The 16,104-nt window shown below is 40.6% G+C and carries 20 protein-coding genes; 1 reads left to right on the top strand and 19 read right to left on the bottom strand.

Annotation, left to right across the window (positions count from 1 at the left end):
* Positions 1-57 precede the first annotated feature (57 nt).
* The 14 genes from AACZ11_RS03765 to AACZ11_RS03700 all read right to left on the bottom strand — a co-directional run bounded on the left by AACZ11_RS03765 (position 58) and on the right by AACZ11_RS03700 (position 11,186).
* Positions 58-834, bottom strand: a complete 777-nt coding sequence (locus AACZ11_RS03765; protein ID WP_339831522.1) for a methyltransferase domain-containing protein — start codon at positions 832-834, stop codon at positions 58-60.
* The gene (locus AACZ11_RS03760) at positions 801-1,538 is read right to left on the bottom strand and encodes a DUF2071 domain-containing protein (protein ID WP_290626638.1); all 738 of its coding nucleotides are present in this window, start codon (positions 1,536-1,538) and stop codon (positions 801-803) included. Before AACZ11_RS03760 ends, AACZ11_RS03765 begins: the two co-directional genes overlap by 34 nt.
* A 1-nt stretch (position 1,539) precedes the next feature.
* Complete coding sequence (locus tag AACZ11_RS03755) at positions 1,540-1,974, bottom strand: DoxX-like family protein (protein ID WP_290626640.1); 435 nt, start codon at positions 1,972-1,974, stop codon at positions 1,540-1,542.
* A 9-nt stretch (positions 1,975-1,983) separates the two neighbouring features.
* Positions 1,984-2,580 (bottom strand): hypothetical protein, encoded by a 597-nt coding sequence (locus AACZ11_RS03750; RefSeq protein ID WP_290626642.1) that lies wholly within the window; start codon positions 2,578-2,580, stop codon positions 1,984-1,986.
* Positions 2,581-2,942: 362 nt separating this feature from the next.
* Complete coding sequence (locus tag AACZ11_RS03745; protein WP_290626644.1) at positions 2,943-3,467, bottom strand: permease prefix domain 2-containing transporter; 525 nt, start codon at positions 3,465-3,467, stop codon at positions 2,943-2,945.
* Positions 3,468-3,800: a helix-turn-helix transcriptional regulator gene (locus tag AACZ11_RS03740; RefSeq protein ID WP_290626646.1), complete on the bottom strand. Its 333-nt coding sequence runs from the start codon at positions 3,798-3,800 to the stop codon at positions 3,468-3,470.
* A 302-nt stretch (positions 3,801-4,102) separates the two neighbouring features.
* Positions 4,103-4,975: a T9SS type A sorting domain-containing protein gene (locus tag AACZ11_RS03735; RefSeq protein ID WP_290626648.1), complete on the bottom strand. Its 873-nt coding sequence runs from the start codon at positions 4,973-4,975 to the stop codon at positions 4,103-4,105.
* On the bottom strand, positions 4,972-5,262 hold the full coding sequence (locus AACZ11_RS03730; RefSeq protein ID WP_290626650.1) for a hypothetical protein: 291 nt from the start codon (positions 5,260-5,262) through the stop codon (positions 4,972-4,974). The genes AACZ11_RS03735 and AACZ11_RS03730 overlap by 4 nt, the downstream gene beginning before the upstream one ends.
* 17 nt (positions 5,263-5,279) lie before the next feature.
* Positions 5,280-6,311, bottom strand: coding sequence for a serine hydrolase domain-containing protein (locus AACZ11_RS03725; protein ID WP_290626652.1), 1,032 nt, complete (start codon positions 6,309-6,311; stop codon positions 5,280-5,282).
* Positions 6,312-6,545: 234 nt separating this feature from the next.
* Complete coding sequence (locus tag AACZ11_RS03720) at positions 6,546-8,279, bottom strand: tail fiber domain-containing protein (protein WP_290626654.1); 1,734 nt, start codon at positions 8,277-8,279, stop codon at positions 6,546-6,548.
* A 435-nt stretch (positions 8,280-8,714) separates the two neighbouring features.
* Entirely contained in the window at positions 8,715-9,146 is a 432-nt protein-coding gene (locus tag AACZ11_RS03715; RefSeq protein ID WP_290626656.1) for a hypothetical protein, read from the bottom strand.
* Positions 9,147-9,410: 264 nt separating this feature from the next.
* Positions 9,411-9,623, bottom strand: a complete 213-nt coding sequence (locus AACZ11_RS03710) for a helix-turn-helix transcriptional regulator (protein WP_290626658.1) — start codon at positions 9,621-9,623, stop codon at positions 9,411-9,413.
* Positions 9,624-9,626: 3 nt separating this feature from the next.
* Entirely contained in the window at positions 9,627-10,172 is a 546-nt protein-coding gene (locus AACZ11_RS03705; RefSeq protein ID WP_290626660.1) for a DUF2975 domain-containing protein, read from the bottom strand.
* Positions 10,173-10,580: 408 nt separating this feature from the next.
* Positions 10,581-11,186, bottom strand: coding sequence for a TetR/AcrR family transcriptional regulator (locus tag AACZ11_RS03700; protein ID WP_290626662.1), 606 nt, complete (start codon positions 11,184-11,186; stop codon positions 10,581-10,583).
* Between the two features lie 51 nt (positions 11,187-11,237).
* On the opposite strand from AACZ11_RS03700, the gene AACZ11_RS03695 reads away from it, so the two are divergent.
* Positions 11,238-11,693, top strand: a complete 456-nt coding sequence (locus AACZ11_RS03695) for a cupin domain-containing protein (protein ID WP_339831510.1) — start codon at positions 11,238-11,240, stop codon at positions 11,691-11,693.
* 155 nt (positions 11,694-11,848) lie between these two features.
* Here AACZ11_RS03695 and AACZ11_RS03690 read toward each other — a convergent pair whose 3' ends face one another.
* The 5 genes from AACZ11_RS03690 to AACZ11_RS03670 all read right to left on the bottom strand — a co-directional run.
* On the bottom strand, positions 11,849-12,928 hold the full coding sequence (locus AACZ11_RS03690; protein ID WP_290626666.1) for a two-component regulator propeller domain-containing protein: 1,080 nt from the start codon (positions 12,926-12,928) through the stop codon (positions 11,849-11,851).
* Between the two features lie 250 nt (positions 12,929-13,178).
* Positions 13,179-13,889 carry a membrane or secreted protein gene (locus tag AACZ11_RS03685; protein WP_290626668.1) on the bottom strand — a complete coding sequence of 237 codons (711 nt, stop codon included), beginning with the start codon at positions 13,887-13,889 and terminating at the stop codon, positions 13,179-13,181.
* Positions 13,890-14,111: 222 nt separating this feature from the next.
* Complete coding sequence (locus AACZ11_RS03680; protein ID WP_290626670.1) at positions 14,112-14,516, bottom strand: hypothetical protein; 405 nt, start codon at positions 14,514-14,516, stop codon at positions 14,112-14,114.
* On the bottom strand, positions 14,513-15,457 hold the full coding sequence (locus AACZ11_RS03675; protein ID WP_290626672.1) for a M28 family peptidase: 945 nt from the start codon (positions 15,455-15,457) through the stop codon (positions 14,513-14,515). Before AACZ11_RS03675 ends, AACZ11_RS03680 begins: the two co-directional genes overlap by 4 nt.
* Before the next feature lie 448 nt (positions 15,458-15,905).
* A partial coding sequence (locus AACZ11_RS03670; protein ID WP_339831504.1) for a hypothetical protein occupies positions 15,906-16,104 on the bottom strand: 199 nt, incomplete at its 5' end.

Below are 16,104 nucleotides of genomic sequence, written 5' to 3'. Positions count from 1 at the left end.
AAGGATTATTAATAATACCCCAGCAATTTTCAAGTGGATTTGCATATTATAATGTGATTAAGGAGTTGTAATAAAAATTGACATAAATGGCGTGAATTTACGCTCTTTGAATGATGAGAATCCAGCTTTTTTAAAAGATTTCTCCCACACCTTTCTTGAAAAAAAATGTGTAAATCCTATAGAGAATGCAAGGAAGTTTGCAGTATCCCTCAAATGTTCCACCATTATAACTTTTCCTTCTGGTTTACAGATTCTATGACATTCTTTTAAAAACAATATCTTTTCATCATTGGATCTTATCTCGTGAACCGCGGAGAGCATAAAAATTAAGTCAGCAGAATTATCTTGATGTGGGATATGATTGGTTGAAATTTTAGAAGTATTTGGATACACTAAACTGACTTTTCTTGCTCGAATAATTGCTGCTTCGGTATGGGATGCTGGATTATAGAAATCTAGAACAGTCAGTTCCGATTGTGGAAATTCTTCCTTAATTAGGAAACTGGTTTCATCAAAACCTGCATTAATATTTATGATCTTTTGGTTCTCTTTATCCTTTAAATTAAATTGATTTAACCATCTAAGGGAGTAGTAATCTGAAAAATCATATACGTATGCGGAAACAATCAATGGCATTACCAATCCATATAGAAATGCTACAATTATTATCCAAAAGGCAAAATCTGGGATTGAAAAATATACTTTTATTAAGATGATCACTAGAAGCGCTACTAAGCCATAAATATAAAAATGTCGATTAAAGCTAAGTATGTTTAGTACTCCTTGAAATTTTCTACGCCTTAGTACCATTGCTCTTTTTTTCCTTTTTTCCAATAGTATGGAATTTCCTCAATAATGAAAGCGTTTGCTAGTATTGGATTTTTGAATTGGAATGAATCTAAAAACGAAAAGTTGTAATTTTTTACGGCAATTGGTTTCGGTTTCCATTTCTGTCTTACTCCTTCTATTATTAAAACCTCTTTTGCATCTTGATTATAGGTGAAAGTGAATGGTAATGGACCGGCAAATCTTCTTGCCTCTTTCCAATCCTTGAAGGGAGAATTAGTAGGTAATTCAACAATTTCCTTTGATTTATCAATATGAAGATGAAAATCTGATTTAGATGAAGATATTTGCTTTAGTTCTTTATCTTCACTTTGATTGATATCAGTTGTTGTATAATTATAATGAGTGAAAATGTTACCGAAAAACTCCATTTTCTTTTTGTTAGTTTCCGACTTAAGAATATAAAGTCCTCTTAAATTTTTGCCTCCGTTATTTTTATATCTGACAAATACTCTGTAACCAATTAAAAAGAAATCATTTCCCATAAGCTTTGGGAATCCCTTAGGTCTAAGATTTTTAGTCTGCACCATTGCGACTGCAATAAAAGCCCATTTATCTAGAAATGTATCTAATGTTAAGCACTCCGGAATTAAATGATTTAATTCATCTTTGTTTACTGCAAACGTTAGGACAGTTGAACTTTCAAAATATGCTTCAACTGCAAAAGGATGGTTTTTTAAAGTTGAGAGCATATTAAACTGTTTTAATTTTTTTATTTCTTAAATGAAACTGATTGTAATATATCAACAAGATAAATAAAAGCGCAAAAACTGAATTAAATCTACCCCACATTAGTAAGTCCGGAACTAAAATAAATTCCAATATATTCATGATACCTATACCGACTATTTGAGTTATTGCATTCAATTTTCTTTTATATCCAGATACAATCCAAAAAGCCATAACTATTTCCGAAATACCAATTAAGACGGTCAATTCTCTGGAATACTCATTTCCTAATATTTGACTTACGATCTCTTGATGTCTTGGAACCCAATTTAATATTTTGCAGAAAAGTCCGTTAACGATCCAGACTGTTGCAATTAAATATGTTATTAAAGTAGCTATTCTTTGTTCTGTCATTTTTAGTAGCATATCGTTCCTGCTTGCAGGTAGCTGTTGTTGCAAACACCTGCTTTATCTTAATATTTCCGTCAGATAAACAATACCGAATATCCAACCAACATAGAGTAGCGTATAAGTGAGCGCGTAAACTGCCGAAATACCAATATCTCCTTTTGTATCTTTTGATTTAGTAAAAACAAATTTTAAAGCCCTAAAGAAAACCCAGTAAAGCATAGATAAAATTATAAATAGCGAAAACCAAAAAACGGCATCCAATACTAGTAGTAAAACCACGAATAATATTGACATCGCAAACCATAGAAAAACAGACAAAATCACTCCGCCTATTCCATCTCCAACTATTGGTAAATCCATAGTTGGCCCTGTTCCGCTATTTATAACGAAATGCCCACTTTTAAAATTCCTATATTTTGGAAAATTGTCAATCAATCTGCTTCCGGTGTAAAGGCCATAAGTCATAAACAGAAATAGCGCTGTCGCTATAATTCCAAGTGAAATATAAAGATTAGAAGTCAAACTCCGATTGTAATTTATTCCAGTTAGATAAACTGTCAAAATTGTAATTCCGACTGCGAGTATTGAAACTATAAAAACAGATTTTCCTTTTAGGTATGGTTGAGTGGTTTTCAATTTAGAGCGTTTTTTCAACTTGTTGGCAACGTTTTATATCCTTATTACCAAACACCCATCCCATGTATGGATCCGGAATATCGTTACTAGCAATAAATTTAAAGGGGAGGAGACCAAATATAGTAAAATATCTATTGTCTTTTTTAGGATGTTACTTTTTATCGCAACCGGAAGTGGATGTGATCGTCGTGGCGAACAGCTTACCTTTGTGACATCGAATGGTGCTGTGTGAATTCTGCCGGCGCGTTCGTGAAAGCGTCTGTAGCTAGAAAAGGCGTTAACGTTTTTCCGTCGGCGCAACTCATTTAGAGACAACGGCTGAATTTCCTATTAGGAAATCCAGCCGTTACTGTCCTTACATGTTGCTATGCACGGTTTTTTTAGCTTCCGGCAAAAGGGGTTCCAAAAATCCCCACCGCAAGTTCTGCCCAAATAAGAAAAAGAACTAGGAATAAAACAATGCCTAAAAGGATTCTATAACGTAACGATTTGATCTTTCTTAAGATAAATTCAAGTATCAATCCTGTCCCAAGTAACAAACCACCGACAACGATAAAATCAAAAAGAGACCAATTCACTTCGTTGGTAAGGTTCATCGCTACAAGCGGAATTAGAAGTATTGATATTGCTATAGCCAAAATAGTTGCCAATCTTTTGTTTTGATTCATGATTTCCATAGTGTTTGTATGTGTTAAATGATTAAAATTCCCAATGATCGATGGCCGGAACAAAGACATGACCTCTTTTATAAAAAGTAGATTCGCCTTGTTAGATCCGTACTTTATATAATGTATATGGAACTGTTCCATTAGATCCCCTTCGATCTCTTCACGAAAATCCGGACGGCAAAACCAATGGAAAAATCGCATTACTATTGGCACGGGTTTCTTTTCTTTTTGAGTCATTTACCAGAAGTTGAATGAAAGTCTGGGCATTGCTTGCCAAAGTGAATTTCTTTGTGCTCTTGTGAGGTCAATTATTTCTTGGCCTTCAGCGGTGATCTCATATAAACGTTTTCGTTTACCGCCTCTTTCGTTGGTAGCATGACCAAACGCTGATCTTAACAGACCTTTTTTTTCCAGTCTCTTTAAAACGGTTTGAATCGCACCCAAACTTACCTCACGATCTAATCGCTTTTTTATTTCATCGATAACGCCGACACTGTACGCATCACCATTGAGTATAGCTACGATCATCACTACAATTTCTTCAAGTTCTCCCAATGTTGTTTGACTCATTTCAATATATTTACCACAAATGTAGTTTAAATAGTTTTAATAAACTACATTGTAGTTAAAATAATTAAAAATTAAATCAAGTTGTTTTTTAATCAGCCGTTTTTCAAAGTGCGAACAGCTCATACTACCCTTGCGAACCTACACTCGTCCCGGGAATCGATTCGGGACCCGGTTGTATGGCGTACACTAGAAAGGGCAGAAGATCAAGTATAGAACACTGTCCTTTGTCTTTTTTAGGAAGTTACTTTTATCGCCAATGAATGAGACTTGACGTAGAACCAATGGATTCCATAATGCCCGTGTTATTCTTTGAGTATTTTCCTCGTCACGATTCCATTTGAAGTCTGTATGCGCACAATCAAAATCCCATCTGCCAATCCGGACACATCCATACTATTGAATTTATTATTCTCTTCCCATATTCGTCTTCCCGAACTGTCAATAATCGATATACGCTCGATTTCCGATGCTCTACTGTTCTCAATGATGAGCGTGTTCTTTACAGGGTTCGGATACACAGATACATCTGGCGAGTCATATTCTGAGACAGTCAGGGTACAATCTTCTGAATACACAAAATCTGCCTGTATAAACCAGCCTGCATAGGGTGGATCATTATTTGTTGCCGCAGTTTCGTCATCGACCATCACACAGTTTAAGGGAAGTTCGCAAGGTATTCCTTCTTCCTCACAAGGCAATGTGACGGTGAGTATAGCGTTATTCCCGTTCTTTAGGTTTAAGCTTTCTAACAAAAATAAATTTTCACCGTAGAGTACTTCTAAGTTTATATTATTGCTTACATCTAAAGCGGAAATCAATAGATTATCAGTACCTGTATTACTAACGTACAGCTCTTTTAATTGTGTGTTATTACTGATGTCAAGAGTAGTGAGGTCATTGCTGGAGACATCTAACATTTCCAAGGCCGCAAAATCGTGAATTCCGGTTATATCACTTATTCCTTTTAACGACAGATCCAGTGTTATCACCATATCAATATCACTCGTGAGTACTTGTCCGTTAACGATTCCGTCACTGTCAATTCCTAAATCAATCAAAGCTTGTTCAAAATTTGTATCCGGGATATTGGTGGTTTGAGCCAAAAGAGTATTTGGCACGAGGCCATGGAAAAAGAATAAGATAAGAATATACTTCGTAGTTTTTGATAAGTTCATTTGGAGCTTTTTAACGTAGGTGTCCATGGCTCTATTTTTAATGCTTGTAGTACTGGGCAATTCTTTATATCCTTACTACCATACACCCATCCCGTGAATGGGTCCGGGATATCGTTAGTAGCAGTACATGTAAAAGGGGAGAAGACCAAATATAGTAAAATATCTTTTGTCTTTTTTGAGAAGTTGCTTTTATCGCAATTGGAAATGGATGTGGTCGTCGTGGCGTAGGGCATGACTGCGCCCACAAGGTTCAACCCCATGGCCGGGGTTGGCATTGCAGGAGCCAAGTACGCGAGCTGTTACCTTAGAGTTGTTGTTTCAGAATTTTTAGGATCCGTTTGTTGATAATTTCCGACAGGTTCCAATAGTACAGGTCGGGGTCGGTGGTGTTATAGAAGGCGACCATCACGGCATCGAGGTCTTTATGATAGGTGGCAAAGCTTTGGTAGCCCGGGACCCATCCGGCATGTTCGTATTTGTAGACCGTTGTATATAGTTCCTGTTCTTTGGGATCCAATAAGGAGCCATCATTCAACGCCCTTACGAATATCCCCACGTCTTCGGCAGTGGCCAGCATGCCGTGGTCGTCTTCCTTTAGATCGTACGGATGCCCCACATGATAGCCACTCATAACCTCTTCTAGATCCACTTCAGCAAGCGATCCGAAGGTATGGTGTAGCTGCAGCGGTTCTAGAATTTCTTCCTTGGTATATTGAAAATTATCATACCCCAGGGCATCGTCCATGATCTTGTTTAGGAGCAGGTAGTTGGTATTGCAGTATTCGTAGGCCTCGTCCGGCTTAAAGTTAGCAGGTTGGTCCAGTATAAGGGCCAGACTCTCTTGATAGGACTGTGTAGGCGCTGCCCAAAAATCGGGTGTGTCTGTAAAGTTGGGGATGCCACTTCTGTGTTGCAGAAGCAATCTCAGGGAAATATGCTCTGCGTTCTCGATGCGGCCCACAAGTTCCGGCAGGTATTGGGCGAGGGTCTTATCCAGTGAAAGCCGACCCTCCTGCACCAGTTTGGTCACCGCCACAGCGTCATACAATTTGCTAATACTGGCGATCTTGAACAAGGCGTCCGGCCGTGCCGGGATCATGGCTTCTCGATCGTGCCAGCCCGCAGCCAACAACTGCGGGGGTTCGCCCGCTTGGTCTATGTAGACGAGCATCCCTTCAAATCCGTGATCTACCGCTTCCTCCAGCTGTTCTTGTACGGTATCGGGCAGGGGTAGTATCCACGCCTTTACGAGAAGCCAAGGAACGAAAGATAAGGATACGATCGTTGCCAGTATCAAGGTGATCTGAACTATGCGTTTCGTTCTTTTTTTAGTCACGTATTGTTGGTTTCCATGCTATACCACGGCTGATTATGGTTTAGGCAAGCCGGGGGTTTTATCAATTTTTACGGTTCGCTCTCGATAGCCTACGACCCGTGCAATTCCTACGAAATGAATCCATTCCCGTGAAGGGTTCAAGGATATCGTTACTTTGAATACCATGAACATGGCGTACTCAAATATAAAAAAAAGTATAGGAGTAGGAGGATGGGTGTGAAAAGGATGACGCAATTAATTTGTTTGACCTCTAAACGTATTCATTTCTGCTTTAAGCGCTTGGATCTCCATACGTAATTCTTGGATCATGTTTTGTTGCTCCTGAATTGCCTTTACCAAGGGCGGGACAAATTCAGCATAGCGCAAACCATAGTGCGATGTGTCCCCTTTAGGCGCATCGACACCGTGGAAATCAAATCCTATTTCCTTGGCAGCTTTTTCAACGTCCTGAGCGATAAAACCGATTTGCACTTCGGTACTTTTCTTCGTTTCGGCATCCCTTATTCTGAGCTCGTCGGGTGTGTTCAGAAAACGTGCTAAGGCCTGTAGATCCAGTTGATAGGTTACGGGTTTGAGTTTGAGGATAAAGTCCAATCCGGCGACGTTCTCACTGACATTCGTTTTAAATCGCCCGTCACTTACATTGCTCCAGTTAGCATAGCCGCCTATGGTGGTTACCGCACTGTTTCCTAAGCGAATGGTATTGCTGGCACCCGGCTGGGCATTGTAGCCAATAGCCGTTGAATTATCAAAGTACTCAATGGAATTCGCTTTGGTCGTGAAGGCATTAGAACCCAAAGCTGTAGCATATTCTACACTGCCCACACCGGCTAAAGCTAAACTCCCTATGGCAGTACAGTGGCCATCATAATTAGTGGACAACGTATTATATCCCACTGCCGTATTATCTGAAGAGGTTACATTCTCATCCATACTTTGTGTTCCCACCGCTGTGTTTCGAAGGCCGGTCGTATTCGAATCCATGGCATTTGATCCGATAGCCGTGCTTCCATCGACTGCATTGTTTTGGAGGGACCCGTTCCCCACAGCCGTATTAAAGGAGCCAAGGTCGGCATTTCTCATTGAAAGTTCGCCGACCGCAACATTATAGGAACCTGATGTATTGTCGTGTAAGGCTCTTCTTCCAAAAGCACAATTGTACTCTCCGGTGTTGTTTTTTAAACTGTCATGACCAAAAGCACAATTATATCTTGAGTTGGTGGCGTCTCTCATCGCGTCGTATCCAAAGACACAGTTGCCGTTGCCTCCGGCCCAATTGTTGGAAGAAAGCGCATACGCTCCAAAAACAGCATTTTCCTGCCCCGCTTCGTTGCTTTCCATGGCTCTGTAACCAAAAACGCTGTTCTCTTCACCTCCCAAATTGGAATACAGAGCATAATGGCCAAACGCGCTGTTATCATCGCCATTGGTGTTGGAATGCAAGGCATAGTAGCCAAACGCACTATTGTGATTCGCAAAGGTGACGGACTGAAGGGTAGCTGTTCCGAAAGCCGTATTCTCTACACTTGACCCGGAGGAATTCAAATCCCTCATACTGGATACACCAAACGAGAGGTTGTTTGCGTTGAGTCTTCCGGAAAGTATATCATTCCTTTTGAACACCACATCCTGATCGTCTGCCGTTCCCATAAAATCGGTCCCCGGCGAGGTGCCTACATTTCCTTGTAATTCCCATGAAGGATTTATGGCGGGTGCGGAAAGAGACGTCCATGCACTCCCGTCATAGAACCAAAAGCCTGCAGTATTGTTGGTTTGATATACCAATAATCCGGTGGCCGGTGTTGCGATGGAGGTACGTTGCGCCTCCGTCATTCGAGGTACTAGGACACCCGCGGTTGTGCTACTGACATCCAAGGCAGCCGATGCGTCCGGGGTTGTTGTGCCAACTCCCACTTGGGCATAGCTCAGTGTCGACATGAATACTAAGACAAATAAAACACTTCTCATAACGTACAATTTTATGAGCATGAACAGGTATGCAGGTAGGGTTGAGGGGCAATACATTTGGTGCAAGACCAAAGTGTCTCTACACATACATCGAATGAATTGTAGGATGTCATCACTCTTTTTGAAAGCCTCTAAACACACCTTATAAAGGGAGGCCCCTACGGAAGGAATCACTGCGAATCCTATCTACATCTTTCACCGAAGTGCCTTTCCTGCACCGTTACGCATGCAGCTGGATTGCCAAAGGGGATATTTCGGCTGAAACTTTTGAATGTCCTTTACAGTGGTTTATATTGCCGTTACCGAAGGTATGAGGATGCCCTAAGGCTACGGAATTATTTTTTTTGAGACAGAAGGGTTTCAAAGACTCTATACAGATATTTTTTTCTGAAAACACATCGCTGCCGGCAGTACTATTCGTACCGGGTTATCTTCTCAGTCTCCTTCACTTAAAGAAAAACTACCATCACCGTTAAAGTCAATAAGTATTATGGTTACAGACCAAGTGCCGGATGTTCCGGCTGATGTGACTCCTGAAAAACTATCGGGTTCCATAGTACCATTCAGCGATCTATCTAAAACGATTGTTCCGTCTGCATCTTGCACTATCATTTGGAATATTCCATTGGCCGAAACAGTAATATCAGCATTGTAATCTGCCGTTGTTAATCCGTTCTGATATTCGAAAGTTTGTGAAGTACTTCCGCCATTTCCGGTAAAATCACCTCCAATGTCGCCATTTGGTCCTTCATTGATCGTTATATTTGCGAACAAGTGTTGGTCATCATCGTTATTGCAACCAACTAGTAGAATCAAGGCTGAAAATACTGTAAGAAAGATATATTTCGGTTTCACGGTCTTCATCATTCTTGGGGAATTCTAGATCACAATGTTAGTATGCTAATAGAACGCTAAAGGTAGGTTGATATTGCCGCTATGAGTCATGTATAAATCTTTGTAGCATGACTTCGTCCGGTGCGGCTCGTTCCGGAAGCGTCAGGGTGAGAACCAGCCAAGGTCGAAGTATCGCAAGTTCTTTTTATCAGACAAAATGTAGAAACCATCTTTTGTCTAACCTATACAGCGATAGAATTTATGTATTCTTGAGACAAGTTTTTGATCTGTGTATCCTTAACTTTCCTCTTTCGAATATTCTAAAATATCTCCCGGCTGACAGTCTAATGCTTCACAAACTAATTCAAGCGTACTAAACCTAATGGCTTTGACTTTTCCTGTTTTAAGTTTAGAAAGATTCGCTAATGTGATATCAACCGTTTCTGATAATTCGTTCAGTGACATTTTTCGTTTTGCCATCATTACGTCAAGATTTACAATTATAGGCATAGCTTATACAGTTTCTTCAAGTTCTTCTTGATATTCAACTCCTTTTGAAAAAATAGTCGCAATTATATAAATTACAGCAGACATAAGAATAAAGGCTTGACTATCCGTCCAAAACTGGTTTAAATTGTCAATTTCCAATCCATTGTGTTGTAAATTGGCAGTTAATTGTCTTGCCATAAAACTTAACAGTCCAATTGAAAATGTGTAGTAGCTTATCTTATAAATCTGTCTTGAAACAAATCTGCTGAAGGGCTCTGCAAGATTTATTTTGGTCACTAATACTATTACAATGTAAAAAAGGACCGCTTTTAAAATCGAAATGGTTAGGATAAAACCGTACATCCCAAAAAAGGCTAATTTGCTATTTTCATACATTTCACTTAAGTCCAATTTTTGATATAGATTTTGAACAAATTCCGGATTGAACAGACTGAAAATAAAATTCACAATTAACCCTCCTGCTTCAATGCACAGACCAACGAAAATTATCCAGGTAACAATTTTCAGTCCTTTAAAAACAATATTTTTAGTTTTTAGTTTCGTTTTCATATTTTATGATGCTAGTGATAATACGAAGCGAATATAGATAAATATTTATTGATAAACAATAAATAATTTTCATAAAGTGATAAATTTTTTTTCTTAGGGGATAATGTCTTGCACGAACTTTCAGTTCAATGATTGAATGGAAGGATTTATGGATATGAACGTTTTGATCGAAGGTCCTAGTGGTTTGCATCTGTACTTACGATCACTTCTAATGTACTTCAGTCCCATGCTTGGATCACGATCGTTTTAGCTATTGTGAAATAAACAGCGAAGCAATGCTATATGGAAAATTAGAAAACTGGGGAGGGGTACGCTAGGAGCCACAGTAGCAGGTGGCTATGCATTGTTCTTTAAATGATAGCATACAAGTCATATACGTATCGCTTTAAACGCATTTTGTCGTATGAATTATGGCAGGTCCTTTTGTTGCTGTGCGAAATAGCCTTGTAAGAGTAACTGTGCGCCCCATGCCATGATGTCCATAGATTGATCGTCGTTCAAGCCCGAAACATCCTTGGCGACAATAAGAGGCTCTATTCCCATGAGCATGGTTAATACGGTCACCAATTTATCCCTATCATTTTTATGAATATCTGTTTGCTCAAAGACCAATTCCAGCGTTTTTGTCCGTCGTGTCCCGCGTTTTATTTCTGCCGCATCCGCTGCCAGCACAGAACACAAGTACTTCCGGAACGCACTCTCATGGTCAATCGCAAGGGTGTTGTAATACGACTGAATACCGAGAATCTTGGTTTCGAGATCTGTGTCCTTCCACTCCTCAATAATAGACTCGGGAGATCTTGTGTTGATGTTAAGGCCGGCCTCGTTGACGAGGATATCGATGTTGGAGTAGTACCGATACATGGTGGCTCTTGAGATTCCCGATTTCTTCGCGACCTCTTCCAAGGTGAATTCCAAGCCCTTATTAATGAAATATTGGGCACTGGCCAGAATCTTATTTCTCGTTTCCAACTTCTGATTGATACGACCGGATGTGATATGGTGTTTTGTCATGAGACAAATATCTCATAAAATTTGTTCGATTCAAAATTATATTCTAAGTTTGTGAGACAAAAATCTCATAAAATGGAAAAACAGACGACAAAATGGGTCTTGGGACATAAAATCACCACCCATGCTACCGATGGGGATTACGATTTGATGATGGCCGAAACGCCGCCCCAGATGCAAGGTCCCCCGCCGCATTACCACGCACACTTCAAAGAGACCTTTCTTATCGTAGAAGGGGAAATGGATTTTGTGATAAACGGTGAGACCAGGAAGGTGAAGACGGGAGAATCTATTTCTTTACCTCCTAACACCGTCCATACCTTTAGTAATAACAGTACGTCTTCCTGTAAGTGGATCAATATCCACAGCCCGAAAGGCTTTACTGGCTTTTTTGATGCCTTAGGCATTCCTGCGGAGCGCAAATCTGCCCGGGAGGATTCGCTGACGCCTGAATGCATTCAAAAAGTCATGAAAATCGCCAACGACTTTGACATGATCATTACGGTCTGAGGTAGGATGCTCTAAAACACAGCTACCCGCGTCAGTGAGCGGTGCTTATCCTTCGAAAATTCACTGTAGAGCTCCTTCCTTTAGACGCAGGGAATGGATCCATGTCCTAATTGGGAGGGGCACCATAGCTTGGCGTCCGGGTTGGTTACTTCCCCTTAGTGCGCATTCGTGCTCTTTCCATTCTCAACGGTAAATTTTTCAAACGTAGTCCCATTGAATTTGTAAACTCCGTTCTCGTGCGTACCCAACCATAGCTCACCATGGTTGTCTTTGTATATACTGAATAGCGAAATGTTTTGTGAATTTTCCTGAACGGTATAATGTGTAATCTTGGTGCCATCGTATTTCCAAACACCATCAAGATAGGTAACAAACCACAAATTGTTCGAATCGTCTTTTACCGATGACAGATACTCATCCAAATGGCTGTCCTCTTTCCCGTCTAAACCGCCTATGCCTTTATGTCGTGTGTAAAATTTGCCGCTTTGTAAGGTGGTGCTATCGTAGATACTGTAACGATATTCGGTGTTGAACCAAAAGTCCCCGTATTTATCTTCCAGGATGGAGCGTACTCCGTTGGCCCCTTCGTTGCGAAATTCTGTTACATCCTCTTCTGTGATCCATTGAAAGAATTTCCCGTCGTACCGACAAACGCCCACCGGATTTGTACCAAACCAAATAGCACCTTTTCGGTCTTTATAAATGCTATAGACATCAAACGGATTGGATAAATTCTGGGGGTAGGGCAACGTCAATTCAAACAAAGTACTACCATCATAGCGATATACTTTTCTTGTATTTCCATACGAATATTTAAACCACAAATCGGTGGGTTCAAGTGTCCAATTTTCACTGGGAACTGCGTTTAAGGTCGTGAAGTTTGTTCCATCAAATTTTGATATGGCAGCCGTTGTGTTTGCACTTACAAAATACTTGTTGCCCTCTTTATCTTCTTGTATTTCATCAATTCTGTTGTTAAGTAACCCGTGTTTTGTTGTGTAATTCACTACTTCTTTTCCATCGTATCTATACACTCCCGTTTCCCAACTTCCAAACCAGTACACATCCTTTTTGTCTTGATACACAACCATAATGCTATTGCCAAGTTCATTTACGGCATCTCCATGGGCACGATGTACATCACGAGAAAGGTCAAAATTTTTTTTCGTAGATGAAGGTTGTCCGTTGCACGATACCAGCAGCGATAACATGGTTAGCACTAAAAGTAAGTTCATTTTCATTGTTATAAGTTTGGTAGTTACAGTTTCGTCTTTATATGGTCTCTGGAGTCCTTGTGACGGGTAGGTAGTTCTTTCAGTGGTAGGATCGGTTAGCCTTTGTTTTTTTAGTAGTAAAAGCTGAAACGATACTGCGTGAAACAGCCTTAGATATATGTCGAAAGTTATTTATTAATGAAATAGGGTTGAAGACTACAATCATTGAAGGTATCTTAGAATTACGTTATACGGATCATTGATAGAACAATTACTCTCGTATACTCCAGATCTCATGCATGGGATCTCCTTTACTGGACAAACCTGAATGATGCCAATTTCCATCGATCAATTCGTAATTGAACTTCAGACTGAGTCCAGCCTTGGAATCGTCCCTTGAAAAGAATTCAATGTTCTCAACATAGTCCCCATCTTGGGTGGTATATGTTCCCCCGCCGGTGCCCATAAACTCCTTGGTTTCCGTATTGTAGGCGATCCATTGAAATCGGGTACCGGACAGAACCTTCATGGTCTTTCTGGGTCGGTCGGTATCCCTTAATTGCGTTTCGCCATCCCGTATTCTACCCGACATGAGCCAGGCCCCTTGTAAGGCACCGGGAGAGCCATTATCTATTCTTTTAAAGGTTAATCCGCTGTCAACAATTTTAAGTTCATCATGGGTAATGTCTACATCAAAGCTAACTTGTGTTCCTACCCGTTCGGGATCTTCGGTATGAAACTCAATTGTTTCGGTCATAGTATTCCCGTCCAATTTCCAGGAGCCCCCTTTGGTGCTAATGAATTTGCCGGTGGCAGCATCGTAAGTTGTCAAGACCTGATACTTTTCTGCGTAGATTACAACCTGTTTTAACAGGTCTCCATTCTCTATATAGGTGACGGTTTCCCAAGCACCTACAAGTCCTTGCGAATGAAGTATCAAGGGAAGAGATAACAGGAAGAAAAGGATGTTAATTTTTTTCATAGATCACTATTTTAATAACCTGGGTTTGGTATTACGTATGCACATCACGCGTTTGGAGTCTGCTTGCATGCTTGTCGAATTACAGCGCACCGATGACAATACAATAAGCCAATCCTGATAAATATACCAAAAATAATGATTCTGTGCATATAGCAATGAGTGAACCATTTCGTCTATAAGGATATGATCTTATACGTGAGGAAGGAGGAGAAAGCCTGTGTACTAGTATTGAAAAATCCGTTTTCTGTATTTCCAAAGATAGATAGCGCCCAATAAAAAGAGTAGGCTATGGATGGTACCCAATACCCCTACTTGCCCGGCCACATGACCTTCAGGGACCGGTTTTATAAATTGATGAGTCAAGCTTAGTAGCAAACGAACAGTAGACCAGAGTAACACTAAGATGGACCAGGTAGCGATCACGATCCTGAATGCTTTAGCCGACTTTCGGGAGCTCCACACCAATAAGGACAGGATAAGCGCTATTAGAATGAATGGAACATAACTACCCAACAGTAGGTACCAAATGCCTTTATAGAAGAAGTAGGCCAGTGAAAGGATAAGTATCACGCTAAAAATTGTGTTGCGTTTCAAGGTCTTTACAATATGCTGTTGGACTTCGTTCATTCGGTCACGATCGTTTTGATGCTATTTTCGATTAGATGGGTACACGAAAGGAGGTATTCAAAATTTACGGTATCGAAGGTATCATCGGGGCTGTCCTTGTAGGGCGTAGAATCACGATGATAGAAACATTCGCCTGCACCAATCACGTTAAATCCCAGCGGAACAAAGGCATCGAAATCGGTAGAACTGTTGTCATAGCCCACGGGATCGATGTGTATGATCTTCAGAGGAATTCCTAGTTCTTCGGCTTCAGCTTGATATAGATCAAGTAAGGAGTCGGTTCCGGAGAATACTTCCATGGCCTTATCGTTATCAGCGTCCCAGCCCACCATATCGAAGCAATGAATGGAATGAATGTTCCATTCCTTTTGTTTTAAAAATTTGGCGAAGGCACTGCTGCCAATCAGTTCTTCCTCCTCCTGATCGAAAAAGACGATAAGTATGTTCTTATTTCTAGTTTGAACCTTTGAAAGTTCCTTTACCACACTGTATATAAGTGCTATTCCCGTGGCATTGTCAATGGCCCCCGGCGCATTTCGTTTACCACTGTCGTAATGGCCGCCCAGCACGACGTATTCTGAACTACCATTTGTTGCAGGAAGTATTCCGTAGACATTGGTTCCGCTGAATGGATCGAGGATAAGATCTATTGCGGGATTCAGATTTGGAGCTCTATAATGGTGTTCTTTGGCTTCAATGCTCAAGGTAGCGATGAGTTCCTTAAGATATCTTTGGGTGATCTCACGCTCGTCTTTAGACCATCTGCTTTTAATAAGCGTATTATTTCCAAAAGTCTGTTTGCCCGAAAGCTGCCCTACGATGGTCTTTTGATATTCCGCTTTGGAATTCGGAAGGCTTTCATGGATCAACACAATATTCTCTTGGTCTTGGCAGGCAATCAATATCAGACAGCAAAGAATTGTTTTGAGTAAGTTGTTCATTTCAACGGTTTATTGTATCAGACGAGATGGCATGACACGTACTTTATCCTGTTGGTAAGTATTCGATAGTTTCGGAAACCCTAACAAGGCGAAGATTAAATATAGGAAATTAAATGAATATCCTTATTTGCAGTGATATAGTAGAGAGGAAGATACTTTTGTCTACTATTTACAGTACTTGCTTTGTCTGTGAACCTAATTTGGGATACAATGCGAAACCCACACCAAGCTTCGCTTGCCTGGTTTTGTGTCACTGCTCAATTCAGGGGATTACTCGCTTTGCTCGTGATTCCGGAGGTGGGATCCAATACAATACGAAACCCTCACCAAGCTTCGCTTGTTGTGTCGTTCCCCAAGTAGTGTTAGAAGGATTACCCTTGGTGATCCCAAAAAAATTATCCTGAGCAAGCATAAAACCCACACCAAGCTTCGCTTGCTCGGTTTTGTGTCACTGCTCAATTGAGGGGATTACTCGCTTTGCTCGTGGTCCCGGAGGTGGGATCCAATACAATGCGAAACCCACACGAAGCTTCGCTTGTTGTGTCGTTCCATAAGTAGTGTTAGAGGGATTACCCTTGGTGATCCCAAAAAGTTTATCCTGAGCAAGCATAAAACCCACACCAAGCTTCGCTTGCTCGGTTTTGTGT

This window comes from uncultured Altibacter sp. (assembly GCF_963972995.1).
GTDB lineage: Bacteria > Bacteroidota > Bacteroidia > Flavobacteriales > Flavobacteriaceae > Altibacter.
This window is presented reverse-complemented; position numbering and strand designations above follow the sequence as displayed.